A 25,326-nucleotide genomic window follows, 5' to 3' on the forward strand; every position below is an offset into this window, starting at 1 on the left:
TAAAATTTACATCGATGAAAAATAAACTTTTAATTGAGAGTGCTTATATCAATGGGAAATTTATTACATCAAAACACACTTTTGACGTCATAAATCCTGCTACAGGAAAAGTTATCGCTTCATTACCTGATTTGAAAGTGGCCGATTGCAGTAAAGCGATAGATTTTGCTGACAAAGCGTGGAAAAGCTGGAAAAACACAACTGTAGTGGAACGTTCCGATATCCTCCGTAAATGGTACAATCTTATTCAAGAGCATAAGGACGATCTTGCAGAAATCATGACTTTCGAAAGTGGGAAACCACTAAGTGAATCTATGGTAGAAGTGGATTATGGTAGTTCTTTTGTAGCGTGGTTTTCAGAAGAAGGAAAAAGAGCCTATGGTGAAACGATACCTTCCCAGAATAAAGGTAGCAGGATGATGACAATTAAACAAGGTGTAGGTGTCGTCGCGGCAATTACACCCTGGAATTTTCCCATAGCGATGGTGACCCGAAAAGTAGCTCCTGCATTGGCCGCTGGTTGTACAGTGGTACTCAAACCAGCTTCACAGACCCCGTTTTCAGCGATCGCACTAGCGAAACTTGCTGAAGAGGCAGGCGTTCCCAAGGGGGTGCTCAATGTCATTACAGGAAGAGATAGCAGCGGAATAGGAAGAGAGTTAGCGACGAACGATCTGGTGAGAAAGCTTTCTTTCACAGGATCTACCGAAGTAGGAAAAACACTTATAGAACAATCAGCCTCGAACATCAAAAAAGTATCAATGGAGCTTGGCGGTAATGCCCCATTCCTAGTTTTTAACGATGCCGATATTGATGCAGCTGTAGAAGGTGCTATCGCTGGTAAATTTAGAAATTCCGGGCAGACATGTGTATCAATTAATAGATTTCTTGTTCAAGAAGATGTTTACGATGAGTTTTCAATGAAACTTACCCAAGCCGTTAGTAAACTAAAGGTTGGCAATGGGCTTGATAAAGGTGTCCAGGTCGGCCCACTTATTAATACAAAAGGCTTAGAAAAAGTACAACATCATGTGCAAGATGCCTTAAATCACGGTGCCGAATTGGCTGCTGGAGGTAACGTAATCAAAGGCCTATTTTTCCAGCCTACTGTTCTGACGAACATTCCAAAAGAAGCACTTATATTTAGGGAGGAGACCTTTGGCCCAATCTGCGCCCTTTTCAGCTTTAAAACAGAAGAAGATGGCATAGCGATGGCCAACAATACTGAATTTGGTCTCGCCTCCTATTTTTATAGTACAAATATCAATCGCTGTTTCCGGGTAGCTGAGCAACTTGAAGCCGGCATGGTCGGTGTCAATACCGGTCTTATTTCAAATGCAGCCGCACCTTTTGGTGGGGTAAAACAATCAGGAGTTGGTCGAGAAGGATCAAAACATGGCTTAGATGAATATATGGAATTAAAATATATCTGCTTCGGCGGAGAATAAAAAAGGAGCAAATTGCTCCTTTTTTATTTCTTTAGAAAATCCAAAAGCTTTTCCCGGGTTGAGCTAAATGATAAGGCATCCCCTACTTTCTCATAATTCTGTTTGTCCACACAAGTTGGATAAGCATATTTAGCAAAGGTGAGCTTATTATCATCCCGTATAAACAATTCCATTAAATCGGCAATTTCAGAAACACGAAGTTGCATATTTTGTAACTCCTGAGCAGCTAACGCGAGTTTATCCTGATCATTTTCTTTCTGATTCAACAGGTCATTCAATCGGTTAGAATCTGTTTTAAGGAATACTTCTTTATCCAGTTGACCATTTCCTTCATCTTTAGCATTTCCATGAGGACGATCTACACCATTACGATAAATTTCGGATTCCTCCGGCTGCCTGTGTTGATTATTGTTCCTGTCATGATCATAGCCATTCCGATTATAGGCCGGTGAATCGCCACGACTTTCCAATTGGCTATATGGCTCATCATACTGTTCATCCCTATCTATATCCTGATTATCATAAAGTAAGTCGTTACGATAATTACCATTGCCATAACGATCAATAGGATTTATGGATTCTAAAATAATCCCCTTATTTCCTCTTCTGTTACTAACAGAAAACACAACGTCCATGAATTGCCCATTTCTATCGACAAGTTGTATTCCGGAACCATTTAATGTGCGGTGCTGACGATCGGCAAACACGATACGCAAATCATAACGCCTATTCTTCAAATGAGATACTTTGACACCCCTTGAAGCTCTATTATTATACAAAATGTCATTAATATAAAGAAAAAAAGGTACATCTGTAGAGTAGATATTTAATGTACCACCCAAAGGTCTGTATCGTTGCGCAAAACCAGCTGCTGCTACAGTCAGCAACAAGAACATACTTAGAATTTTTCTATACATAATCCTATTCTATTTATAATCTTTCGACTATAAAGAATCACAAAGGATTAAGAAAGCATAGAATTTAACGCTTTCGCCCAACACTCTTGTTCCGATATTTTTTATAAAGCTTTACAGCCATCATCAGCGCAATCGATAAAATTAACAGTCCCAAAACGCCAAATATCCAATTCAAGGCCGATTTTAAAACTACTGTAAAAACAATCGCGAATAGTAAAACTGTAGCGAGTTCGTTCCATAGCCTCAATTTTGTCGAAGACCAATTGGAAGACTCACTTTGTAATTGAAACATAATCCGCTGGCAGGAGAAATGATAAAGTATCAATCCTAAAACGAAGGTGAGTTTAACATGCATCCAGCCCATCTTCAGCAAACCCGGATTCATATAAAGCATAACTAGTGCTGCGACTACAGCGAGGTACATTGCTGGAGTGGTTATAATCCACCACAATTTGCTTTCCATTACAGTAAACTGCCTATGCAAAATGCCATATTCTTCTGCAGGCCTAGATTTAGCTTCCGTATGGTAGATAAATAGTCGGACAATATAGAACAATCCAGCCATCCAACACACTACAAAGATAATGTGAACAGCTTTTGCATATAAATAGATCATAATTACAAAATTAAGAAAAGTTAGGAGCAATTGTCACCAGCAACTATGATTTGTATAAATCTTACATCCAATATACAAAAATCGAATATCATCAGTTTCCGACCTGGTAAAAAAAAAACGACTTGCTTTCGCAAGTCGTTCTGTATATTTTAAGAGACCACAATTAATAGCGAAATTCTTTCACTACTTCAATGGCATATTTTACATTGTCAAATGGAATATCTGGCATTATACCATGCCCCAAGTTAAAGATAAACCCATTTTCACCTCGCATACGTTCAAAGAGTTCTGTAATCTTCCTTTTGATTACAGCCTTATCAGCATACAAAACAAATGGATCTAAATTTCCTTGTACAGCGATCCCCTGTGGTAGGGATTGCTTTATATTTTTTAAATCTGCATTCCAATCAATAGATATCACATCAGGCTGCGCTTCAACCATCATCGGTGCAAAAACAGACGATCCCTTGCAAAATGAAATAACTGGAATGTCTTGACGGTTTAATCTTGAAATAATCTGTTTATTATAATAATGTGAGAAATCACGGTAATCATTCCATGATAAGGCTAAAGCCCAACTATCAAATAATTGAATCGCATTAACACCAGCTTCGATCTGCATGTTCAGATAGTCAACAGTAACATCGGCGATCTTTTGAAGAATCATATGGGCCAGCTCCGGCTGATTATTCAACATCAATTTTGTTAACTTAAAATCTTTTGAAGATCCACCTTCGACCAAATAACTTAAAATTGTGAACGGTGCTCCTGCAAATCCAATCAAAGGAATACGCCTATCAAGACGTTGCTGAATCACCTTTATGGCATCAGCTACATATTGCAATCTATCCAAACAGTTAACGGATAAAGCTTCGGCATCCTTTACAGAACGAATAGGATTAGAAAAACGAGGTCCTACACCTTGTTCAAAAGAAAGATCGCCGCCCATTGCTTCGGCTGTTACTAAAATATCGGAAAATAAAATAGCAGCATCAATACCCAATAAATCAACCGGAAGCATAGTGACATCAGCGGCGATTTCGGGTGTTTTGCACATTTCCAGAAAGGAATATTTATTCTTGATATCCCAATATTCTTTCATAAAGCGCCCAGCTTGGCGCATCATCCACACAGGAGGTCTCTCTGTCTGCTGCGAGAATGCAGCCCTAATCAATAAGTCGTTTTGTAAAGTAGTACTCACTATAAATGTTTTGAAATTTCGTTTTCTATTTTTGTAATAATACTGTTCTGTCTAGCCGTCAGATGCAATTTATTGGCCACATCTGCATACGCTCTGGCTCTTTGGTAATCAAACTTTCGAAGTGCTATGTTTGCTAGATTAATCATAACCATGCCCTTTTCATTATCTTTTTTCCAAGGCAGACGTGATGCTAACTGGAAATGATATTCCGCCTCATCGACACGTTCTTCTTTCAGCGCAATATTTCCCATCATAAATTCATAGAAATTACGTCTACCTTTCCGCAGCGCGTCGGGGTTCTTAATTTCAGCCAACAATTTTTTTGCTTTCTCATAATCTTGCCTATGAAAAGCCTGTGTAGCCAAAAAAACAGACCCTTCTCTGAAATGGCTCCAAATCAAATAGCCTATTCCACCAGCTATCAGTACAGCAGTCTGATAATGACCTTGATATATGCCATAGCCCAAAAATAACGCGGCGATAAAAATAACGGCTATCCTAGCCTTAATTGTCATCATCTCTTATTACCTAGGCATTATTGTCGGTAAACTTATAACCAACACCGCGGATAGAATGAAAGTAAATTGGGTGTTTTTGATCCGGCTCGAAATATTTCCGGAAGGTCAGGATAAAATTATCGATTGTCCGAGTAGATGGGTAAACATCATAGTTCCACACGGTTTCCAATATTTGCTCCCTCGATACCGCCTCATTACGTCTTTCAATCAACAGCTTTAACAACATCGTTTCCTTTTTTGTCAAAGAAGTTATCGTACCATCCGCATGATGCAGTTCGTACGAATTGAAATAGATCGTTTTATCTCCTATTTGATAAGAATTTAGTTCTTTGAGATCATCAGGCTTCATGCCACGGCGAACTAGATTTCCAACACGCAGAATCAACTCTTCTAAGTTGAAAGGTTTCACCAAATAGTCATCTGCTCCTTTCTTAAGGCCGGTAATCCGATCCTCACTGCTATTTTTGGCAGTTAAAAACATAATAGGAACTTCTGTATTTTGCAGTCGAATAGTTTCAGCAACTTGAAATCCATCAATTTCCGGAATCATCACATCCAAGACAACCAAGTTGAAACGCTCCTCCTTGAAGACTTTTAGTGCTTTTTTTCCATCGGTAGCCGTAGTGACACGGTAACCTTCCATTTCGAGATTCAACTTGATAGCTTCTAACAAGTGTTCTTCATCTTCGACAAGTAATATTCTTTGTTTACTTTGCATTTCTTTCAAATGTTACTTCAAAAATACTCCCTTTAGGAGTGTTATCTTTAACTTTAATGGTCGCGTCGTGTTTCTGCAACACGGTTTTCACGATATATAACCCCAAACCTGTGCCTTTGGTTTTCCGTGTAGCCTCACTGCCCACCCGATAAAACTTATTAAAGATAAGCTTTTTCTCTTCATCGCTGATACCAATACCATGGTCAGCAACAGAAAAAATTATTTTACTATTCTCCGTATATAATTTCACATCCACCATAGCACATGCGGGTGAATACTTAATAGCATTTTCAATCAGGTTAGTCACCACATTACTAATCGCAAACTTATCAGCATGAATAATAATATCCGCTTCCAAATAAGGTTTCAAAACTTGTGAACTACACGAATTCTTTTGCAGCCTGTCAACGATCTGTTCTACCAAAGAAGTAAAATTAAAATCCTCCTTCGGCATACTATAATTGCGGCTATCCAATTTGGTGGTCATTAGCACATTTTCCACTAAATCATCCAAACGCTCGATATCCTTTAGTGAATTACGCAAGAATGTCTGCTGTTGTTCCTTATCCAAATCGCGCCTCAAAATCGTTTGAATATACAGTTTGACAGAAGCCAAGGGTGATTTCAGTTCATGTGTAATGGCTAAAAGAAAGTTTTGCTGTTGCTGCAATAATTTCTGCTCTCTTTCCACCAGTCGTTTTAGTCGCCATGCTCCCCATAGGAAAATAATTAGGAAGAAAATCCCTTCTCCAATGATCATGTTCTGCTTACTGGGGTCAAATCGAACGAACATCACCCCCCACCAGATCAATTGCATAACCGCATAAAACAATAGAAAATAAAAGAGTAACAGCGCTTTCTTCATGTGACAAAAATAGGTATTCAACTAGGTATTCGGAAATATCCGAAGGATTATGACACAAAGAAGAAAATTAACGGAGTCGCAACATTAATAATTCATTACAATACCCCTAATATATCTTCACTGCAACATGCTTTCTACCAATTTAACAATCAAATAACAGATACTCTTTCGTATTTCAGACGATTTTATTTTAGTTTTGCATATGTTTAATCAGGGAAAAAAAGACATTTTCTTCGATCTGGATCATACGATTTGGGATTTTGATAAAAATGCCGAAGAAAGTCTTCACGAGTTATATTTTAAATACAAGTTTGATCGCTTGTTTAATCAAGAGTCGTCCACCCGTTTTATAGAAACTTATACGATCAACAATCATCGGCTTTGGGGACTTTATCATCACGGAAAGATCTCAAAACCGGAACTCAGGACAGCACGGTTTGCCGATACCTTTACAGAACTCGGTGTGGATCCCGAATTGTTTCCTGAGGAATTCGAATTAGAATATCTTGCCATCTGTCCCCAAAAAACAAATCTGTTCCCCAATGCTCATGAAACGCTGACCTATTTAGGTGACAGATATAATCTTCACTTAATATCCAATGGTTTTAAAGAAGCGTGTGAAACAAAATTGGAAAAAAGCGACTTAAGAAAATATTTCAAACATATTTTTATTTCAGAGGTAGTCGGCGTAAACAAACCGGATCCTAGAATATTTCAATTTGCCATGGCGACAGCCTTTGCGCAACCTCAGCTGTCATTGATGATTGGAGATAACCTTGATGCCGATATCCGTGGTGCGGTAAATGTTGGGATGGACGCCATTTTCTTTAACCCTACTAGCGCCGAAAAGCCGGAGGATGTCGCCCATATGATTATCGATTTAAAAGAATTACAATCGATACTATAATAAATAAAAAAAGCAGCTTAAAGCTGCTTTTTTTATTTTAATACCTTTACGGTAATATTCTTAAACCATACATCGTTTCCATGGTCTTGGAGACCAATAAGCCCTGACTTACTATCGCCACCAACATTGCTCAACAATTCAAAAGCCAAAGGCCACTTTTCCTCACTGAATTTACTCTTTTGCAATAAATCAATCCATGACTTATCCCACAATGTATATTCTACAACTTTTACACCATTCTGAAAATGCTCTACCTTTCCATTGTTGACCCTGATCTTAACCTTATTCCACTCGCCATATGGTTTACCATTCTGTGGTTTGGCCGGGATCATATCATATAGTGATGTCGATTTTCGGTTTCCGTCAACACCCATTTTTGCATCAGGATGGTTTTCATTGTCTAAAACCTGACATTCTGGAGACGATATATATATCGGTTGTCCCTCAACCTCCTTGGCTAAAAAGAAAATTCCCGAATTTGCTCCTTTGGCAACTTTCCATTCCATTTCTAATTCGAAATTTTTGAAATCATGAGCAAAAATTAAATCTCCCCCATCTTCCTTTCCAAGATTAGCTTGGCTATCAAATTTGATTGCACCTTCATTAATCACCCATCGTTTAGGAACGACAGTCTTATCATAGCCTCTCCAGCCGTCCATAGAAGTACCATCAAAAATAACATAAGCTCCAGCCTTATTTTTTTTAAATTTCTTGATATCTACACGTGGTAAATCTAAAATTTTGTAAGCAGGAACTTCTTTCTTTGTTTGCCCTATGGCAGTATTTAAGTGTGCTGAAAAAGCAATCACCGATACCGCAAGAACTGTTTTTAATACCTTCATTCTTTTTAGTTTTAGGTTTGTTTTAAAATTAAATTTAAGCATTTGGGATTACAAAGAGCAATATTTTTTAATATTCCTCTCCTTCCCCTACTTCATTTGTGTTTGACACCGTCTTCTTTGATTTGTTTAAATCTTGGCTACCAAACCGGTAGGAAAGCGACAAAGTAAACATTCTCTTCATCCAGCGGTGTTCAAAATTAGAACTCAATTGTGGTGTCTCAGTAAAGCCCTGCATTTTCCGTGTATTAAATACATCTCTAACATTGAACATAATAGATGCCTTCTTATTTAGCACATCTTTTTTCAATGCCACATCAACACCTTTCATAGCGTTCATCTTTCCTTGTGCCATCACCCGCGAAGAGTTATATTCACCACGAACTTGAGCGGAAAACGTTGGCGTAAAACGGTAATTAGCCGTTAAATTGGTATTGTATGCAAAACCATTGGATGCTTTAACATTATAAGCCTCATTCGCCTTAAAATTGATATTGATCAGATTAAGATTGAATGTAAAATCAAAATCCTTAGTCGCATTGACTTTAGAGATAAATTCAAATCCGGAGAGATTTCTACTTGTCAAGTTCTCCCATCGGCTGTAGGTCACACTGCTCAAGGTGTCCACAAAATAAACATAAGGCTGCATCACCTCATTGGTATGATTGAAGTACGCAGAAGAAATCAAATTCACCTTACCGAAGGTTTTGGCAAAACTCAGCTCAAAGCCGTGAACATCTTCAGGCTTCAGATTGGGATTCCCCTGCCGTCTGTTCATGTCATCTGAAACATTCAAGAATGGATTGACTTGCCAACCTCTCGCTCGCTGAACTCTTCTAGAATAACTGAATTGAATTTTATCACCGTCATCACCAACATTGTATGTTAAAAATAAGGTTGGATATAGACGAAAGAAGTCTTGACTGGCCTTAGTTTCCTTGTCAATAACAGTTGGGTCTTTTGAAAAGTAAGTAGAATTTAGGTTAAATTGCTCAGCACGCAAACCTACTTGATAACCTATTCTATCCGATAGTTTCCCTTGGTAGTTGGCATATAAGGCATGAACAGTAGACGTAAAATCAAAATCATTGCTGATGCCATAGTCTGGCAGATAGCTACCATTAGCTACCGACAACGTATCCGAGAATTGAGTATCAAATGACTTTCTGATTTGCGAACGATAACCTGCCTCAAATTTACTCTCTTCTGAAAAAGGGAGCACATAATCCGCTTGTATATTGATATTTTTACCGTCTTCCGAACTGACATTATTTCGGCCTGTACTAGTTGTTCCAGAGGTAAACTCCTGTAAAAAAACATTTGTGCCATCTTCCTTATCGCGGCCATAGCTGGCATTAGCGGTCAGTTCTTCACCAGATCTCTTAAATTGATGTCTAAAATCCATTGTAAATTCATAGCCCAGATCATCCTCGAGTTGGCGAGAAGTTCTAGTGCTCGTGCCGGATAAGGTTGGGTGATTAAAATAACGGTACCATAAGTCCTCACCACGGTTATTATCCCTTATGCTCACATTACCAGAAAGGCTCAAGGAAGTTTTATCAGAAAGACTATAGTCCACTCCAGCTTTTATCGTATGACTATTACCTTTTCTTGATGATTCCGAATTATTTGATATCTGGCTATTGTTATTTTTAAAGATATTATCAACGGCACCGCTTCCAACCATATGGCGTTTGTTGAAATTATAAGATCCAAAATAATTAAACTTTTTATCCCTATAATTCAAGGTCAGTCCTGCCATGTAGTTATCATAAGACCCGGCAGAAGTATTGATAGAACCATTTAATCCGGTTCTGATATTCTTCTTTAAAACAATATTGATGATCCCAGTCTGTCCCTCAGCGTCGTATTTGGAAGAAGGATTGGTAATGACCTCAACTTTATCGATTGAATTAGCAGGTAGGCTTTGAAGCAACGAAGTCACATCACTTCCGGCTAAAGCGGACTCTCGGCCATCGATTAAAATTTTCACGCTACTCGACCCACGCAAACTGACAGATCCGTCCTGATCAACCTGTAGAGTTGGGACATTAGCTAATACATCAGTTGCAGTTCCGCCAGCACTTACCAAACTCTCACCTACATTGAACGTTTTACGGTCTATACCAATTTGCATGGCTGGAACCCTACCTTCAACAACCACTTCATTCAAGATATTACCTATGGACTTCAAAGCAATTCGGCCTAAATCTTTACTCTTTCCTCCTAAGACCTCTACAGCATCAATAGATTTTGCTTCATAGCCGACATAGGAAAAACGTATATTGTATTTACCTGGTTTAATATCAGATAACAAGAGAAATCCCTGGTCTACAGACTGTCCACCTTTCACAACGGTATTATTTTTCGCATCCAGGATTGTGGCACTCGCGGATAATATAGGCTTAGCAGTTGCGCTATCAACCAGAATAGCTTTAATTTGACCCGTTTGAGCAAAAAGAAAAACAGGTAAAAACAATAAAAATAAAAAAGATTTAAACGATTTAGCGTTAAACAACATGAGAGCTTCAGCTTAGTTTATAGTTATGATCTACAAAGAAAACTAAAACTTATAGACAAAATAGAAGCGTAACCATATTATTACGGTAACAAAAGAATGGCAAGTTACTCTACAGAGACAGTTAATCCTTCGGCTTTCAAAATTTTGCGATAAATTTCCATCTCCGTATAACTCCCTTCCAATACAGCACATTTTCCTTCGGTATGTACTTTCCAGGCAATCTTCTCGGCTTGCTTTTCGGTATATTGCAAATGATAAATCAAGCAGTGAATCACATGTTCAAACGTATTGGTTTCATCATTCCATAAAATGAGTCGATTAGACTCTTTGACAGAGGCTAAAATCTCTTCTAACGTAAAGGTTTCTTCAGCAGTTTGGGTACCCATGCTGCAAAAATAGAATATTTTTTTCTAAATTAACGACATTATAAAAGGGAAGAATACAATCAATTAGCAGAATTTATTATGTTACAGTCAAAAATTGCCGGAATCGGCTATTACGTTCCAAAAAACGTTTATACCAATAATGATCTTACACGCTTTATGGATACCAGTGACGAATGGATTCAGGAACGAACAGGAATTAAAGAACGTAGATATGCTGACAGAATCGGTGAGACCACCACAACAATGGGAGTCGAAGCGGCTAAAATTGCTATAGAACGTGCCCAAATTACCCCTCAGGATGTTGATTTTATCATCTTCGCAACACTATCCCCAGATTATTATTTCCCGGGCTGTGCGGTTTTACTACAAAGGGAAATGGGGATGAATGAGGTTGGCGCACTGGATGTCAGAAACCAATGTTCGGGATTTATATATGCCCTCTCTATAGCCGACCAATTTGTAAAAACAGGTATGTATAAAAATGTGCTGGTCGTCGGCTCAGAAAAACATTCTTTTGCCCTCGACTTTTCAACCAGGGGACGAGCCGTTTCCGTAATTTTTGGCGATGGTGCAGGAGCGGTCGTTGTGCAACCAACAGCGGAAGATGGCAAAGGTATACTGAGTACACATTTACATTCAGACGGAGCAGAAGCCGAAAAGCTAGCTATGTATTACCCGGGGGCATCCAGCGGAATATGGCTGGATGAAATGCCCAAATGGCCCGAGCAGGAATTAGGAGGATTATTGATGACCAAAGAGATGCTCGAAGACGGGACAGCATTTCCAAATATGGATGGACAGGCTGTTTTCAAGAAAGCTGTTGTCAAATTTCCTGAAGTAATTCAAGAGGCATTGGAAAAAAATAATTTAAAAACCAATGATATCGATTTATTGATTCCGCATCAGGCCAATCTTCGTATTTCTCAATTTGTACAGAAAACACTTGGATTAAGGGAAGATCAGGTATTCAACAATATTCAGAAATATGGCAATACCACTGCAGCCTCTGTGCCGATAGCACTATGCGAGGCTTGGGAAGAAGGAAAAATTAAAAATGGTGATCTTATCTGTCTGGCCGCCTTTGGAGCAGGATTTACATGGGGATCAGCCTTAATTCGATGGTAATTTAGTTCAAAAAAAAGGTGCTGATCATAAGATCAGCACCTTTTTTTTGTTTTTACCCGAATAAAAACTATCCGTTTGATAAAGCAGCGGCCCCTGATACGATCTCTGTCAGTTCTGTTGTAATTGCTGCTTGACGTGCCTGGTTATACGATAGCTTCAATGATTTTAATAAATCACCTGCATTTTCTGTCGCTTTATCCATCGCTGTCATACGTGCTCCATGTTCAGAAGCATTTGAATCCAAAACAGCTTTGTATAATTGAATTTTGATTGCTTTAGGAATCAACTCTTCGATAATCTTCTCTTTGGAAGGCTCGATGATATAATCCACCTCAGCTTCTATTTTTGCTTTATGCGTATGTTGTTTGTCTTCCTGGGCTGGTGGTATTAAAGGTAAAATCTGCTCCGCTGTCAGCTCTTGAACTGCAGCATTTTTAAACTGGTTGTACACCACTTCAACACGGTCAAAATTACCTTCTTTAAATTGTTCCATGATAAATTCAGTCACCACGGATACCCCACCAAAATTTAAATCAGAAAACAAATCAGAGTGATTAGCTACCACATTAAAGTTACGCTTCGAAAAGAAATCATAACCCTTTTTACCAATACCAATGATACTCAAATTTCCTTTTGCATGTTGCTCGGCATATTTGTTAGCGATCAAGTTATTAGTTGCTTTGATAACATTTGCGTTGAATGCTCCAGCCAAACCTCTGTTAGAAGAAACAACAACGATCAACACCTTATTTGGCTCGCGATCTACAGTAAACGGAGAATTACTTCCCTCCACGCTTGCAGAAACATCCGCCAAAATATCTCTTAGTTTATTCGCATATGGGCGCAATTGTAAGATAGCGTTAGTAGCGCGCTTCAATTTAGCAGCCGAAACCATCTTCATAGCTTTTGTAATCTGCTGCGTTGATGATACGGAGGTAATCCGGTTTCTTACTTCTTTTAAATTTGCCATATTTGTTTTAAGTATTAAGTACCTAGTATTGAGTATCGAGCCTTGTCAATAGACTCAATACTAAATACTCATTACTATTAATATTTTGATGCTAAATCCTTAGCTACTGTTTCTAATACTGCAGTTAATTCATCAGAGAACTTACCAGCTTTAAATGCTGCCAACACTTCTGGATGACGTTGTTCCAATTGTGTTAAGAACTCCTCTTCAAATTCTCTAACCTTATTTACAGGAACATTACGCAATAAACCCTTAGTTCCGATGTATATGATCGCAACTTGTTTCTCTACGGAAACTGGAGAGTATTGACCTTGTTTTAAGATTTCAACATTACGAACCCCTTTGTCTAACACAGCTTTTGTAGCAGCATCTAAATCAGAACCAAACTTAGCAAAAGCTTCCAATTCACGGTACTGCGCTTGATCTAACTTTAAAGTACCCGATACTTTCTTCATCGGTTTGATCTGTGCGTTACCACCTACACGAGATACAGAGATACCTACGTTGATCGCTGGACGGATACCTGCGTTAAACAAGTTAGACTCCAAGAAGATCTGACCATCTGTAATTGAAATTACGTTGGTTGGGATATAAGCAGAAACGTCACCCGCTTGTGTTTCGATGATCGGAAGCGCAGTCAATGAACCACCACCTTTCACCAAATGTTTGATTGATTCTGGTAAATCGTTCATGTTGCGTGCGATATCATCCGAAGAGTTGATTTTCGCTGCACGCTCCAACAAACGGCTGTGTAGATAAAATACGTCACCTGGGTAGGCTTCGCGGCCCGGTGGACGACGCAACAATAATGAAACCTCGCGGTAAGCTACAGCTTGTTTAGACAAATCATCATAAACGATCAATGCCGGACGGCCTGTATCACGGAAAAATTCGCCGATAGCAGCACCTGCCATTGGCGCATAGAATTGAAGTGGAGCAGGATCAGCAGCAGATGCAGCAACAACTACTGTATAAGCCATCGCACCTCTTTCCTCCAATGTCCGCACGATATTCGCAACGGTAGAATTCTTTTGACCTACGGCAACGTAGATACAGAATACAGGTTGCCCTGCATCATAGAATTCTTTTTGGTTCAAGATTGTATCAATACAAACAGCAGTTTTACCTGTTTGACGGTCACCAATAACCAACTCACGTTGACCACGACCAACTGGAATCATCGCATCAATCGCTTTAATACCTGTTTGTAATGGTTCAGTTACTGGCTGACGGTAGATAACACCTGGAGCTTTACGCTCAATAGGCATTTCATACAAATCACCTTGAATAGGTCCTTTACCATCAATTGGTTGACCTAAAGTATTTACAACACGTCCCAACAAGCCTTCACCAACTTTGATGGATGCAATACGGTTAGTACGTTTAATAGTATCTCCTTCTTTGATTTCATCAGAAGGACCTAAAAGTACAACACCGACGTTGTCTTCTTCCAAGTTTAATACAATACCTTGTAATCCGTTATCAAATTCAACCAACTCACCGGACTGAACTTTAGTTAAGCCGTAAATACGAGCAATACCGTCACCTACAGCAAGTACGGTACCCACTTCCTCTAGTTCGGCTTCTGATTTAAAGCCCGACAATTGTTCTCTTAGAATTGCCGAAACTTCATCTGGTCTTACCTCTATCATTTTAATTATTATAAGGGGTTTTTTGATTTATTTTACTTCAAGTATCAGAACAAATTAATTATTCTGATTCAAATATCTTTCCAATTTATTCAACTTACCAGCAATACTTGCATCAATTTGGCGATCACCAATATTGACTACAAATCCACCGATCAAACTATGATCAACTTTATTGATCAATATCACTTGAGCGTTGGTTTCTTTCGCAAGTACATCTTTCATCGCTGCCAAATTAGCTTCAGAAAGTGGTGCTGCAGATGTAACTGTAGCTTTCACAATTCCTTTTACCTCATTATACTCACGAATAAATTCTTGAGCAGTGGCATATACAATCTCGCCACGACCTTTATTGATCATGATCTTAAAGAACGCCAAGATATTTGGATTGATCTTATCTTTAAATAGCGCATCCAATATGTTTTTCTTCTTGTCCAAAGGAACAATAGGATTGGCCAAAACAGCTTGCAATTCGGTACTGGATTTCAAAACCGCAATGAATGAATCCATATCGGTCTTGATTGTTTCCAGTGAGCCTTGCTCGCCTGCCAAGTCAATTAATGACTTCGCATATCTCGATGCTACTTTAAATACTGACATAATTCTATTTCGTAATTTGAGTGACCGGATTAGTTCAATTTAACGTCATTAAGCAAATCTGCAACTAAAGCTTCTTGCTTTCCTTGGTCCTCAAATTCTTTGTTTAACACTTTACGAGCAATATCCAAAGACAAAGAAGAAACCTGAGACTTCACCTCAGCCAAAGCTTTGTTCTTTTGTTCATTGATCTCCTCTTTCGCTTGAGCAATCATTTTTGCACCTTCAGCTTGCGCCTGAGTTTTTGCCTCAGCTACGATCTTATCTTTAAGCTCCTTTGCCTCCTTAAGGATAACGTCGCGTTCTGCGCGTGCTTCTTTCAGTAATTGTTCGTTTTCATTTGTTAAACGAGCCATTTCCAATTTAGCTTTTTCAGCTGCCTCCAAAGCACTTGCAATACCTTTTTCACGTTCGTCTAGGGCATCAACTATTGGTTTCCAAGCGTATTTACCTAATAAAAAGATAATAACTACAAGGACGATGACCATCCAAAAAAACAAACCGTACGAAAACGAATGTATTAATTTATCCATTGTTATACTATATAATGATAATTTTTATTTTTTAAGATTCAGGAATAATATAACCTGCAACCAACCGTTGCAGGTTATATCATAAAACCGTTGTGACTATTTACCTAATAATAAAGCACCGAATGCTAAACCTTCAAGTAAGGCACCAATGATAATCATTGCAGTTTGGATTTTAGATGCTGCTTCTGGTTGACGAGCGATAGCTTCCATTGCAGAACCACCAATTTTACCTAAACCTAAACCTGCACCGATAACGATTAAACCGGCTCCAATTAAATTGTACATAATGTATGATTTGAATAATTAAAAAATTTGCTAATTAATGATCGTGATGTTCTTCAACAGCCATACCGATAAACAAGGATGACAACATCGTAAAAATAAACGCTTGTAAGAAGGCAACTAATAATTCAATAACCATCAAGAAGATCGTTAAGAACATGGAAACACCGATACTACCCACCACTGTCAATTGGTGTTGCAATAAATAAACAATCGCAATCAATCCCATCACAACCGTGTGACCAGCTGTAATATTTGCAAACAAACGAACCATCAATGAAAATGGCTTTGTAAACAACCCCAACACTTCAATTGGTGCCAAAACGAATTTAAATGGAACAGGAACACCTGGCATCCAGAAAATGTGTTTCCAATAGTTTGCGTTTGCTTTGATATTTACAATTAAAAAAGTAAAGAGAGCCAAACATAATGTTACTGTAATGTTACCTGTCACGTTAAAGCCTAGTGGTGTCAAACCAACCAAGTTCAAAATCCAGATCAAGAAAAATACAGACAATAAATAGGGCATAAATTCTTTATAACGATGACCAATGTTTGGAATTGCCATCTCATCACGCACATAGATAACCAAAGGCTCTAATACACGTCCTACACCTTTAGGTAAGTTGTTAGCACCTTTTTTATAAGTTTTAGCCAAACTTATAAATGCCCAAAACATTAAAAACGCAGCCAAAAATAAACCTACAACACTCTTTGTGATCGAAAAATCTAAAGGCATGTCTACAGACGGATGAAAATCTGTAGCTTCATGAATTTCATGAGAACCGACAACATAAGAAGTTTCAAATTCCTTTTTCACTTCCTTTCCATTCTCGTTTACAGTCATAACATAACTACCATCGGCATTTTTGAGGTATTCATGACCAGCTAAATTACCAGTAGCATCGGTCTTATAAATTTTCCCATGGTATAATGCATAGTATTGACCATCAACCTCAGCAACCTTATTACCGTGATCAAATGCAGAAGCCATAAAAACTTTCAAGCCATTGTCAATCAAAATAACTGGCAACGAAAAGCCAAAATGCTTACCTGTCTCTTCGTCGGAAAAGAAGCTAAAATAATAATCATCTTGTAAGTGATGCTCAATATGGCTATTGATTTCCTCAGCCTGCGATTTTTCTCCGTGTGCATTCTCATTGGCCTTTGTTAAAAATGGCGCAACTGCAAACAGAATAACTGCTAAAAATTGAAGTGTTCTTTTAAGACTCACGATACTACTATTATGTTATTTAAAATTTTTGCGAAAATACTACATATAAAGCACAAAAGCTACTTTAATATTACATTTTTTTGAAAAAACTATCGTTTTCTCCCTTAGGATTTGTTTAAAGCCTTATAAGCAAATCCAACATCGTACAAAAGGAATAAAACGACAACGATCAAATAGTTATATTTTAAAATATCAGCATGTGGTTTTGCTAGCCCGCTATGGATATACAAATAATTTAGGACAAATTTTAACGTCAATAATCCTAAGAAAATAAAACCGACATATGGTGGGAATTGCTGCGAAAAGTAACGCACTCCTGCCATAATAATAATCGATAAAATCAATTGAAAAACATATATTTCATACAATGGAAAATGTAGATCGTCAAGATTTTGTATTCCATCAAAAGATTTTAACAAAAAGAAATGAAGGGCAAATACCAATACCGCAACAAAAAATAAAATAAGTGCCTGCTTTAAATATACTATCATCTATCGTTTAATCGATTCACTTGTCTAATGACCTGGTAGAGAGAAATCCCAATCCCAGCAAGGGTACAGATTTTCATCCATAATTGGTTATCACTATGAAACTTGCCGTCCAACCAATCTCCTAATAAATAAAATACGTAAATGGTAAAAACCATTTGAGTAGAAATAGTTGTCAACACAAGCCACTTGTTAGGATCTTTCTTGTCTTCCATAAGAAATCGTAAGGTTATCAATGGGCTCTCAACAAACTACATCACAATATTTGTTACAAATATACATCATAAATCCTTATTGCCTACAATCCCAAAACTTTTTGTCCAATTTTAATATCTGGGTAGTCTATATCTGTCCCCAAAAGCATTTTAAGTTCAGAAGACGATTTATCCGGGTTTGTCCGGATCACCTCTAGTATACGATCCAACTTCTCTTGCTCGATCAAGTCTGTAGCCTCCACTTCTGTACCTACAAAGGTAATCAAATGTCCGTAAATAGTGCCTGCAACCATCCCGCGCTTACCTGCTATATCAGCAATGCTCATTCCATCCTTAAACATTTCTAGAGAAATCTCTTTGGTATCTAATTTTCTAGGCCCTTCTTCCTCTGCAGTTTGTGCAGCCAAATCATCTTTCTCTTTGGTCTTCACACTGGCAGCTACATCCAACATGGCCGTTTGAAAATCTTCCCGCTTGGATAGTGTAGCAGCAATAAGCAGACAATGCTGCAACTGTTCGCGTTTTCGCTTGTAATCAAGCAATAGCGCTTTGAGCTCGTCAATATATTTCTTGGTACGTTTTCGTATCTGATATTCTTCAATATGTTTGTTCAACGCATCAATCAGATCGGTATCCATTTTTGGCAAAAACCAATTGACTGCCGCGGTAGAACGCTCACAGATAACATCGTAATCAATTGCATTTTTATCACGTAATAAATCATATAAAACAACGATAAACTTATGGGCAACTTTCTCTTGCATTTGCAGGTGCTTGACGAGTTGCTGAAAAAACAATACCGCTTGTTCCTTACCATCAATGTTACGTTCTTCGAGCGACTTCAATAAATCAGACGTCTCCGCCAATAAGCCATCCCACCGAAAACCGTGCATTAAAATCTGACCAAGGTAATTCCGTTGACACTGCTCCAGAATCGAATTGATATCAGGCTGCGCCTGCGCGCGCTGTGCAAACTCAACGACCTGATAATCGGTACGAATGGCATAAGAAGGAATGATAGACTTTAATACAAGTCCATCTAAACTCGTTAAACGGCTCAATGCAACATAAACCTGACCTGCTGCAAAAGAGGTACCCGCATCAATGATTGCTTTTTCAAATGTTAAGCCCTGACTTTTATGGATAGTGATCGCCCAGGCGAGCCGAAGCGGAAATTGTGAAAATGTACCTAAAATTTCCTCCTTGATCTGATCCTGCCCCTTATCATAATTATAACGGATATTCTCCCAGGTTTCCCTTTTAACGCTTACGGACTCCGATCCATCAGGAAAGGTAACCGTTACAGTTCCTTGCACAGTGTCTATGTCCTTTACCGTACCTATCTTACCATTATAATACTTACGTTCATCTCCCGAATCGTTGCGAATAAACATGACCTGTGCTCCTATTTTCAATGACAATGTTTCCTCTGCAGGATAGGAGCCCTGTGCAAAATCATCCTTTACTACCGCTTTAAGGTTTAACATTTTACCAGATAATGATGCCAATTTAGCACCGTTTATTTCATCGGCATTTCGATTATGAGAGGTCAATGTAATATATTGCTCTGCTTCATTTGGAACAAAGTCCTGCTGATAGTAACCATTTAGGGTCTTGAGCATATCACTTGTACATTGATTGTTTCGTATCGCATTCAAAATGGAAATAAAGCCCTCATCTTGCTGACGATAGATCTTATTAAGTTCTAACATCACCAAAGGATTATCTCTCAATATCTTGGCATTGAAGAAGAAAACAGAAGAGTAATGATCTTTTAATACATTCCACTCTGCATCTTTCACGACAGGCGGCAACTGGTACAAGTCTCCGATAAACAACACCTGCAATCCGCCAAAAGGCCGCATATCGCGACGAACAGATTGAAGGATAACATTAATCGCATCCAAGGTATCTGCGCGAACCATCGAGACCTCATCAATCACTAAAAGTTCAAGTTCATGCAAAATCGCCCGGCGTTGCTTCGTCAGTTTAATCGTGCTAAAAAGACGTGATTTATTGTAAATATGACTATCCTGCTCATCCCACCGCAACTCATAATCTTCTATAAAAGTTCCAAAAGGAAGCCAAAATAAAGAGTGCAAAGTCGTTCCGCCTGCGTTCATCGCCGCAACGCCAGTAGGTGCCGTAATCGCCATCTTCTTGTAACTATGCTCCTTTATATACTTCAAAAACGTCGTCTTTCCGGTACCTGCCTTCCCTGTAATAAATACGTTTTGATTCGTTTGGTTAACGAAAGCAACAGCCTGCATAAATGCAGTATTTTCCCGATCGACTTGAAAGTTTGACATATCCTGAAATTAGATTGATCACAAAATTAGCAATTTCATTTTTAACTTTACCCGGCACATGGCGATTGAGCACGACCAAAGAAACGACTATAGTCGGCATGTAAATATTGCTAAAACGGTTAACTTAAATTATTAATAGATTTTTTTTATATTTAGCTGCTAAATTAACGAATAACAAATTTTTAGAATTGTAATATGGCTATAGATAAAATTGCATTGTTTGAAAATGTACAGGAAATGCTGACTTCCAAAGGTTTTCGTATCGATAAATCAGATGCAGCGCGTCCTTGGGGTGGATTTTTCGTCATTGACGAATCGCAGGCGCAGGAATTTGCCGATGAATATTTCGGCGGAATGGATGTACAAGAATTAAGAATATCCGGAAAATTAAGTCCTAAAATTCTAATTGTTGCACCGGATAAAAGACTATCTTGGCAATATCACCACCGTCGGGCTGAAATCTGGCGGGTTATCCAAGGTAACGTAGGGGTTATGGTTTCTGACACAGATGAAGAATCTGTTGTATCTACATTGAAAGAAGGGGAAACAATCCGATTGCGCCAAGGACAACGTCACCGTTTAATTGGATTGGACGGATTCGGTATTTTAGCAGAAATTTGGCAACATACAGATGCCAACAACCCTTCTGACGAAGACGATATCGTTCGCGTACAGGATGATTTTGGCAGATAATATTCAATAACCGCCATGAACAAAAGAGCGATAACCAATTATTGATTGGCTATCGCTCTTTTTTTAGCCGTCTACAATGCCCGTAGAGCTAATTCAGTCCCTAAAATAGAATTTCATCTTTTCATGTCAGCCTATAGCTCTTCCCATCCATTATAGATTTTCTATCGGTCAATCCAGTAGAGAATAGTAATTTTTATTATTTTAGTAAAGATATAAGCAACTATGACATGATGAGCAACGACGACACTAAAAGAGGATCTGGTATATTAAACAGTCTGAAGAAATTAATTTTTGAAGATGATCAACCTCAACAAAACCAGCACCCACAAACGCCATCGGCGCCTGCACCAAATGCTATTCCAAACACCCCTTATAAGGAACCATCCTATTCTCCAGCTCCGCCAACAACTGGAAAAACACCTCCCCCAATACCCATAACGGCCAACGATGGAACTACCGACCTTAAAGAAATGAAATTAAAGGTCTATGCTATCCTGGAAAAACTAAATGAACAAGGGGTAGACTTTTTTGAGGTATGGAATGCTGCAGCAGCAATGGGTAAAGTCGAGGAAAACACCCTCAAAGCAGCTTATACCTCGCTTAAATTTGTAGACAGTTCGTTGTCCAGAGAAAAATTGATAGCAACTGGCACAAATTATGCTAATAAACTCAAAGAAACCATTGCCAAAGAATCGGAACAGAAACAGGCTGAAAAGAAAAAGACTGAACAGGACCGAACCTTGGAGATTGCAAATCTGAATGCTGAAATCAAAACAATAACGGAAAATATTGCAAAATTGCAAGATGATTTACAGAAAAAACAGCTCGCTTTGGGGCAAATTAATGAAAAGTACGAACCCAAAATTAAAGACATTGAACAAAAAATAAACATCGGCAGTGCAGCCGTTGATGAGGTCGTTACCGAAATCAATACGGCATTGCGTATGATTAATCAATCAATAACATAAAAATAAATCAATGGAAAGAAAAGATCAATATGTTAACATTCCCGCTGAGATAAAGACGCAACTTCCGATATTTCAAGTATTGGGCGATCATCTGCCTGCACAGCTACAATCCCCAGAAGCAAAAAAAACTGCGTCAAAGGTTTTCTTTTGGGCAATTTTACTCGGTGGCGCATTTGCATTTTTCAAATATTTACCGATTATGTTGGAGTATGCTGGAAAAAGCATACTTTTTGTCATATTTAGTATTATCCTGATTACCTTATTGTTGTTAGCCCCCAAAATCATCGCACTACTGCATCGCCTTGGCACCGTTTTACTCTTTAAAGGAGAAAAATCAATCATTAGAAATAACCCAATAGAGACCCTACAATTGCTATCAAGAGATGCAAAAGACACGCTGAAACGAGTAAAGGAAAAAATTAGCAATGTCGATGGAGTTCGCATTGATATGATTCAAAGTGGCGAAACAGCACAGAAAACTGCGGAAGAAAAATATACGTATGCCAAACGTTTTACAGCAGAGGCAGCTAATCTCGACGAAAAATCAAAAGAAGAAGCGAGTAAAAATAACGCAGAAAAAGCAAATGCTTATGCCAGAGATGCTAAAGAAACCCGTACTAAAGCCTTTTTATTAGGAAAAGAAGGAGAATCAGAAGAGCAAAATGCGCGCAGCTACGTCCAATATGCCAATCAGTTTGCTAAAGTGTTGGAAGTACTCAAAGACAATGAAAGTGCCGCCCGAATTTATGTTAGCACCTTAGATAGCAGCATTTCTATTATTTCCAAGAAGCTAGAAGCGACCCAAAAAATGAAAAATGCCACCGACGGCCTTGCAGATGTATTCAATATCAAAGATGGCTGGGCTTTTCAGGAAGCGATGAATGCCGCAACAGGTGCCATTAGTCAAAATATAGCATCTATTCGGTCCAATTTGGATTTCTTGGATCAAAACAACAACATCACTGTCGGCGGAGCGCCAACGCAGGGTGAACTGGAAGAATTCATCCGCAAAGTAGACGAACGTAATCTGAAGGTGTTGAATGTAACGCAGATGACAGACGCCAGCTACGAGCTCAAGCCCGAAGAGAAAGTGGATAAAGGATTTACACTACTTGATTAACTATAAAATTATATTACTTCAACATTATGGAAGAAAAATCAACATGGGCAAGATTAAGATGGCCTATAAAAGCAATTATTATTGCCTTACCTATTCTGGCAATCGGTTACTGGGCAATGCAATCGGGCAAATTTGATGCTAACCCTACTGTACAAACAGACTCAACCAGTCACAAAAATGCGGATTCAAACCACTCATCGGGCTCGAAAGACACTCGTTCATTCAACTATCAACCTGAAAAGCCTGTTGACGGTGAATACAAAGGAGTGGTTGAAGTGGGCGCCTCTGGTTTCAATTCCTTCGTCGTGAATATGGATAAAGAGAATCGTTGGGAAATCGTTTCCAAAGATTTTGGAAAGTCTTTTGCTTATGAAGGATTGGCAAATACCGAGGATATTCGCAAAGGATTAAAAGACTATATCGGCATGATGCTGGATAAAGGTGTTAAATCGAAAAACATACATTTCGTCATTAGCTCTGGAGCGCAAAAGGAACCCAAAACAACTATCATTAGTAGTGAACTTAGAAAAATGGGCTTTGTGGTCAACTTGGTTACAGCAGAGCAAGAAGGAAAGCTTGCATTAAAATCGGTCCTTCCAAAAGCATATGAAGACAATGCATTTGTTGTTGACATCGGGTCTGGTAACACAAAAATTTCATGGATCGATGGCGATACAAAATCTGTCGAAGCACCTGGAGCAAAGTACTATGAGAAAGATCTCAAAGATGATGCTGTCTATGCAGAAGTAAAAAAATTAGGTGAAAAGATTCCTGAAAATAAAAGAGAAGTTTGTTTTATTATAGGGGGCGTTCCTTTTGAACTTGCCTCACAAACGCGCCAAGGTGAAGAACGTTTTACCGTTCTGAACGACCCAGCTTCCTACAACGCAGATAAAATAAAAACAAAAAGCGGCGTTAACATTTATAAAGCAATTAAAGATGCGACCAACTGCGATACCTTTGTTTTTGACTGGGATGCCAACTTTACCATTGGATTCCTACTATCGTTGAACAAATAGGCACCTTTTAGCATACAAAAAAGCGCTGTTCTCTTCGTTTGAGGACAGCGCTTTCTTTTACTAACCTATTTGTTATCCCATAAAGCTTAATAAATACAGAACAATAAGGATCGCTAATACCAAAAAAGCTATTTTCCAAAAGCTATAAGGCCGTTGCCCGTAAACTTTACCGTTAAATGCATTAACCATGATCTGATAACTCTTTCCCTTGTATTGATAAGCAGATAACCAAATGGGCAAAAGAATGTATTTCAATTTAATGGATTTAAAATCACTGTCAATGGAATCGATATCCTGCGTATCGCCACCGATGTCGTTCTCAACCTGTCGCTCGATTTCCCGGTCCATAATCGCTCGTGCAGTTGTTGCTGCTTTCACATGATCTACACTGAAAGTTTCCGCGATAAAACCACTCAAATACTGCTCATTGAAAGGTCTTAGATAACCTAAATTCCACGGCCCGATCTTTTCGGAAAACTTTTCCGGAAGGGAGGTTGATCCAGAAATAACAATATCCTTGAATTGGCTATAAACAGTACCCGAAGTTGGATACCAATTGGTTCGTCTTTCTTCGTATTCTTCTGTTTCGCCATCCGAATTACGCCGCGTCCTTGTCACATAATAATACTCACCTCGGGATCCAACGTAATCAGAGTTCACATCTGCATCATAAGACCAAAAAGGAATGTATACCCCCTTTAGACGGTCATTCCTAGCGTTAAAAATCCGCTTAAAGTCATTCGGTGCAAACCATACCTTCCCGGCCCATTGCGTCAATAGCCCAAAGGCACTTTTATAGTCAACACCGAAAGGAACAACACCATGCGGTTTTACAATACGTTTTTGCTGATGGTCAATGACCAATGGTGAAGCACAAAAAGCACATAAATCCGCTGTGACGTGAGCATTTAACCTTGAATTTGCACCACAGTTTCCGCAATGCACAACCTCAGCTAAATAACTATATCGGTCATCTTCGAGTTCTTCCATCGCGGCTCCAAAGACCTTATAATCCGTTGATTCAATACGCCCATTTTCTGGCAACTGATCAGCTATTTCATTTCTGGTTCCACAATAGGAACATGCTAAATAGGAAGTACCGGGCTGATAAGTCAAAATTGCACCACAACCCTGACATTTCAGTCCTTGTTCTATCTCGGAGGTTTTTTCTTCAAAACTCATACAGTA

General features: G+C 38.6%; 26 protein-coding genes. 7 read left to right on the forward strand and 19 right to left on the reverse strand.

Translation table 11 applies throughout. From position 1 onward, the window contains the following. Window positions 1-14: 14 nt before the first annotated feature. On the forward strand, window positions 15-1,448 hold the full coding sequence (locus B3E00_RS19190; RefSeq protein ID WP_293939712.1) for an NAD-dependent succinate-semialdehyde dehydrogenase: 1,434 nt from the start codon (window positions 15-17) through the stop codon (window positions 1,446-1,448). Window positions 1,449-1,471: 23 nt separating this feature from the next. Here B3E00_RS19190 and B3E00_RS19195 read toward each other — a convergent pair whose 3' ends face one another. The 6 genes from B3E00_RS19195 to B3E00_RS19220 form a co-directional block, all read right to left on the reverse strand. Next, window positions 1,472-2,365, reverse strand: a complete 894-nt coding sequence (locus B3E00_RS19195) for a DUF4476 domain-containing protein (RefSeq protein ID WP_293939714.1) — start codon at window positions 2,363-2,365, stop codon at window positions 1,472-1,474. Window positions 2,366-2,429: 64 nt separating this feature from the next. Further along, window positions 2,430-2,981 (reverse strand): CopD family protein, encoded by a 552-nt coding sequence (locus B3E00_RS19200; RefSeq protein ID WP_293881479.1) that lies wholly within the window; start codon window positions 2,979-2,981, stop codon window positions 2,430-2,432. 163 nt (window positions 2,982-3,144) lie between these two features. Continuing rightward, window positions 3,145-4,182: a uroporphyrinogen decarboxylase gene (gene hemE / locus B3E00_RS19205; protein WP_293881478.1), complete on the reverse strand. Its 1,038-nt coding sequence runs from the start codon at window positions 4,180-4,182 to the stop codon at window positions 3,145-3,147. After that, a complete protein-coding gene (locus B3E00_RS19210) occupies window positions 4,182-4,700 on the reverse strand; it encodes a hypothetical protein (protein ID WP_293881477.1) in 519 nt (172 codons plus the stop codon). Before B3E00_RS19210 ends, hemE begins: the two co-directional genes overlap by 1 nt. A gap of 10 nt (window positions 4,701-4,710) precedes the next feature. Next, entirely contained in the window at window positions 4,711-5,418 is a 708-nt protein-coding gene (locus tag B3E00_RS19215) for a response regulator transcription factor (protein ID WP_070563139.1), read from the reverse strand. Next, window positions 5,408-6,283, reverse strand: a complete 876-nt coding sequence (locus B3E00_RS19220) for a sensor histidine kinase (RefSeq protein ID WP_209581404.1) — start codon at window positions 6,281-6,283, stop codon at window positions 5,408-5,410. Before B3E00_RS19220 ends, B3E00_RS19215 begins: the two co-directional genes overlap by 11 nt. A gap of 202 nt (window positions 6,284-6,485) precedes the next feature. Here B3E00_RS19220 and B3E00_RS19225 point away from each other — a divergent pair, with 202 nt between their 5' ends. Further along, window positions 6,486-7,190, forward strand: coding sequence for a YjjG family noncanonical pyrimidine nucleotidase (locus B3E00_RS19225; RefSeq protein ID WP_293888808.1), 705 nt, complete (start codon window positions 6,486-6,488; stop codon window positions 7,188-7,190). A 32-nt stretch (window positions 7,191-7,222) separates the two neighbouring features. Here B3E00_RS19225 and B3E00_RS19230 read toward each other — a convergent pair whose 3' ends face one another. The 3 genes from B3E00_RS19230 to B3E00_RS19240 form a co-directional block, all read right to left on the reverse strand. Next, window positions 7,223-8,032: a 3-keto-disaccharide hydrolase gene (locus tag B3E00_RS19230; RefSeq protein WP_209581398.1), complete on the reverse strand. Its 810-nt coding sequence runs from the start codon at window positions 8,030-8,032 to the stop codon at window positions 7,223-7,225. Window positions 8,033-8,099: 67 nt separating this feature from the next. Further along, window positions 8,100-10,550: a TonB-dependent receptor domain-containing protein gene (locus B3E00_RS19235; protein ID WP_293939716.1), complete on the reverse strand. Its 2,451-nt coding sequence runs from the start codon at window positions 10,548-10,550 to the stop codon at window positions 8,100-8,102. Between the two features lie 104 nt (window positions 10,551-10,654). Further along, entirely contained in the window at window positions 10,655-10,936 is a 282-nt protein-coding gene (locus B3E00_RS19240) for an ATP-dependent Clp protease adaptor ClpS (protein ID WP_209581393.1), read from the reverse strand. 78 nt (window positions 10,937-11,014) lie between these two features. Between B3E00_RS19240 and B3E00_RS19245 the strand changes: the two genes are divergently transcribed. Beyond that, a complete protein-coding gene (locus tag B3E00_RS19245; protein ID WP_293881461.1) occupies window positions 11,015-12,061 on the forward strand; it encodes a 3-oxoacyl-ACP synthase III family protein in 1,047 nt (348 codons plus the stop codon). A gap of 67 nt (window positions 12,062-12,128) precedes the next feature. On the opposite strand, the gene atpG is transcribed toward B3E00_RS19245, so the two are convergent. The 9 genes from atpG to B3E00_RS19285 all read right to left on the reverse strand — a co-directional run bounded on the left by atpG (window position 12,129) and on the right by B3E00_RS19285 (window position 20,338). Further along, a complete protein-coding gene (gene atpG, locus B3E00_RS19250; RefSeq protein ID WP_293888800.1) occupies window positions 12,129-13,031 on the reverse strand; it encodes an ATP synthase F1 subunit gamma in 903 nt (300 codons plus the stop codon). A gap of 77 nt (window positions 13,032-13,108) precedes the next feature. Continuing rightward, window positions 13,109-14,683 carry a F0F1 ATP synthase subunit alpha gene (atpA, locus tag B3E00_RS19255; RefSeq protein WP_209581384.1) on the reverse strand — a complete coding sequence of 525 codons (1,575 nt, stop codon included), beginning with the start codon at window positions 14,681-14,683 and terminating at the stop codon, window positions 13,109-13,111. A 54-nt stretch (window positions 14,684-14,737) separates the two neighbouring features. Further along, window positions 14,738-15,280 (reverse strand): F0F1 ATP synthase subunit delta, encoded by a 543-nt coding sequence (locus tag B3E00_RS19260; protein WP_293939718.1) that lies wholly within the window; start codon window positions 15,278-15,280, stop codon window positions 14,738-14,740. Between the two features lie 29 nt (window positions 15,281-15,309). After that, entirely contained in the window at window positions 15,310-15,810 is a 501-nt protein-coding gene (locus B3E00_RS19265) for a F0F1 ATP synthase subunit B (RefSeq protein ID WP_209581373.1), read from the reverse strand. Window positions 15,811-15,906: 96 nt separating this feature from the next. Then, on the reverse strand, window positions 15,907-16,095 hold the full coding sequence (atpE, locus tag B3E00_RS19270) for an ATP synthase F0 subunit C (protein ID WP_021188666.1): 189 nt from the start codon (window positions 16,093-16,095) through the stop codon (window positions 15,907-15,909). A 34-nt stretch (window positions 16,096-16,129) separates the two neighbouring features. Continuing rightward, window positions 16,130-17,326 (reverse strand): F0F1 ATP synthase subunit A, encoded by a 1,197-nt coding sequence (atpB, locus tag B3E00_RS19275; RefSeq protein ID WP_293885299.1) that lies wholly within the window; start codon window positions 17,324-17,326, stop codon window positions 16,130-16,132. Between the two features lie 104 nt (window positions 17,327-17,430). Then, window positions 17,431-17,817 (reverse strand): hypothetical protein, encoded by a 387-nt coding sequence (locus B3E00_RS19280; RefSeq protein WP_293885301.1) that lies wholly within the window; start codon window positions 17,815-17,817, stop codon window positions 17,431-17,433. Continuing rightward, the gene (locus B3E00_RS22265; RefSeq protein ID WP_209581368.1) at window positions 17,814-18,029 is read right to left on the reverse strand and encodes an AtpZ/AtpI family protein; all 216 of its coding nucleotides are present in this window, start codon (window positions 18,027-18,029) and stop codon (window positions 17,814-17,816) included. The genes B3E00_RS19280 and B3E00_RS22265 overlap by 4 nt, the downstream gene beginning before the upstream one ends. Window positions 18,030-18,112: 83 nt before the next feature. Further along, window positions 18,113-20,338 carry a helix-turn-helix domain-containing protein gene (locus B3E00_RS19285; protein ID WP_293939720.1) on the reverse strand — a complete coding sequence of 742 codons (2,226 nt, stop codon included), beginning with the start codon at window positions 20,336-20,338 and terminating at the stop codon, window positions 18,113-18,115. 195 nt (window positions 20,339-20,533) lie between these two features. Here B3E00_RS19285 and B3E00_RS19290 point away from each other — a divergent pair, with 195 nt between their 5' ends. The 4 genes from B3E00_RS19290 to B3E00_RS19305 all read left to right on the forward strand — a co-directional run bounded on the left by B3E00_RS19290 (window position 20,534) and on the right by B3E00_RS19305 (window position 24,138). Then, a complete protein-coding gene (locus B3E00_RS19290) occupies window positions 20,534-21,031 on the forward strand; it encodes a phosphoheptose isomerase (RefSeq protein ID WP_209581364.1) in 498 nt (165 codons plus the stop codon). Between the two features lie 227 nt (window positions 21,032-21,258). Beyond that, complete coding sequence (locus B3E00_RS19295; protein ID WP_293885305.1) at window positions 21,259-21,999, forward strand: hypothetical protein; 741 nt, start codon at window positions 21,259-21,261, stop codon at window positions 21,997-21,999. A gap of 10 nt (window positions 22,000-22,009) precedes the next feature. Further along, entirely contained in the window at window positions 22,010-23,119 is a 1,110-nt protein-coding gene (locus B3E00_RS19300) for a hypothetical protein (protein WP_209581360.1), read from the forward strand. 26 nt (window positions 23,120-23,145) lie between these two features. Then, the gene (locus B3E00_RS19305; RefSeq protein WP_293888797.1) at window positions 23,146-24,138 is read left to right on the forward strand and encodes a hypothetical protein; all 993 of its coding nucleotides are present in this window, start codon (window positions 23,146-23,148) and stop codon (window positions 24,136-24,138) included. 72 nt (window positions 24,139-24,210) lie between these two features. Here B3E00_RS19305 and B3E00_RS19310 read toward each other — a convergent pair whose 3' ends face one another. Next, a complete protein-coding gene (locus B3E00_RS19310; protein WP_293885308.1) occupies window positions 24,211-25,320 on the reverse strand; it encodes a zinc finger domain-containing protein in 1,110 nt (369 codons plus the stop codon). Window positions 25,321-25,326 lie beyond the last annotated feature (6 nt).

The sequence above is a fragment of the Sphingobacterium sp. UBA5996 genome (assembly GCF_002429765.1).
Taxonomy (GTDB): Bacteria; Bacteroidota; Bacteroidia; order Sphingobacteriales; family Sphingobacteriaceae; genus Sphingobacterium.

Bases quoted from the DNA above. Each gene is read 5' to 3' on its own strand.
- B3E00_RS19190 (WP_293939712.1), top strand. From the start codon at position 15: ATGAAAAATAAACTTTTAATTGAGAGTGCTTATATCAATGGGAAATTT.
- B3E00_RS19195 (WP_293939714.1), bottom strand. From the start codon at position 2,365: ATGTATAGAAAAATTCTAAGTATGTTCTTGTTGCTGACTGTAGCAGCA.
- B3E00_RS19200 (WP_293881479.1), bottom strand. From the start codon at position 2,981: ATGATCTATTTATATGCAAAAGCTGTTCACATTATCTTTGTAGTGTGT.
- B3E00_RS19210 (WP_293881477.1), bottom strand. From the start codon at position 4,700: ATGATGACAATTAAGGCTAGGATAGCCGTTATTTTTATCGCCGCGTTA.
- B3E00_RS19215 (WP_070563139.1), bottom strand. From the start codon at position 5,418: ATGCAAAGTAAACAAAGAATATTACTTGTCGAAGATGAAGAACACTTG.
- B3E00_RS19220 (WP_209581404.1), bottom strand. From the start codon at position 6,283: ATGAAGAAAGCGCTGTTACTCTTTTATTTTCTATTGTTTTATGCGGTT.
- B3E00_RS19225 (WP_293888808.1), top strand. From the start codon at position 6,486: ATGTTTAATCAGGGAAAAAAAGACATTTTCTTCGATCTGGATCATACG.
- B3E00_RS19230 (WP_209581398.1), bottom strand. From the start codon at position 8,032: ATGAAGGTATTAAAAACAGTTCTTGCGGTATCGGTGATTGCTTTTTCA.
- B3E00_RS19235 (WP_293939716.1), bottom strand. From the start codon at position 10,550: ATGTTGTTTAACGCTAAATCGTTTAAATCTTTTTTATTTTTATTGTTT.
- B3E00_RS19240 (WP_209581393.1), bottom strand. From the start codon at position 10,936: ATGGGTACCCAAACTGCTGAAGAAACCTTTACGTTAGAAGAGATTTTA.
- B3E00_RS19245 (WP_293881461.1), top strand. From the start codon at position 11,015: ATGTTACAGTCAAAAATTGCCGGAATCGGCTATTACGTTCCAAAAAAC.
- atpG (WP_293888800.1), bottom strand. From the start codon at position 13,031: ATGGCAAATTTAAAAGAAGTAAGAAACCGGATTACCTCCGTATCATCA.
- atpA (WP_209581384.1), bottom strand. From the start codon at position 14,683: ATGATAGAGGTAAGACCAGATGAAGTTTCGGCAATTCTAAGAGAACAA.
- B3E00_RS19260 (WP_293939718.1), bottom strand. From the start codon at position 15,280: ATGTCAGTATTTAAAGTAGCATCGAGATATGCGAAGTCATTAATTGAC.
- B3E00_RS19265 (WP_209581373.1), bottom strand. From the start codon at position 15,810: ATGGATAAATTAATACATTCGTTTTCGTACGGTTTGTTTTTTTGGATG.
- atpE (WP_021188666.1), bottom strand. From the start codon at position 16,095: ATGTACAATTTAATTGGAGCCGGTTTAATCGTTATCGGTGCAGGTTTA.
- B3E00_RS19280 (WP_293885301.1), bottom strand. From the start codon at position 17,817: ATGATAGTATATTTAAAGCAGGCACTTATTTTATTTTTTGTTGCGGTA.
- B3E00_RS22265 (WP_209581368.1), bottom strand. From the start codon at position 18,029: ATGGAAGACAAGAAAGATCCTAACAAGTGGCTTGTGTTGACAACTATT.
- B3E00_RS19285 (WP_293939720.1), bottom strand. From the start codon at position 20,338: ATGTCAAACTTTCAAGTCGATCGGGAAAATACTGCATTTATGCAGGCT.
- B3E00_RS19290 (WP_209581364.1), top strand. From the start codon at position 20,534: ATGGCTATAGATAAAATTGCATTGTTTGAAAATGTACAGGAAATGCTG.
- B3E00_RS19295 (WP_293885305.1), top strand. From the start codon at position 21,259: ATGATGAGCAACGACGACACTAAAAGAGGATCTGGTATATTAAACAGT.
- B3E00_RS19300 (WP_209581360.1), top strand. From the start codon at position 22,010: ATGGAAAGAAAAGATCAATATGTTAACATTCCCGCTGAGATAAAGACG.
- B3E00_RS19305 (WP_293888797.1), top strand. From the start codon at position 23,146: ATGGAAGAAAAATCAACATGGGCAAGATTAAGATGGCCTATAAAAGCA.
- B3E00_RS19310 (WP_293885308.1), bottom strand. From the start codon at position 25,320: ATGAGTTTTGAAGAAAAAACCTCCGAGATAGAACAAGGACTGAAATGT.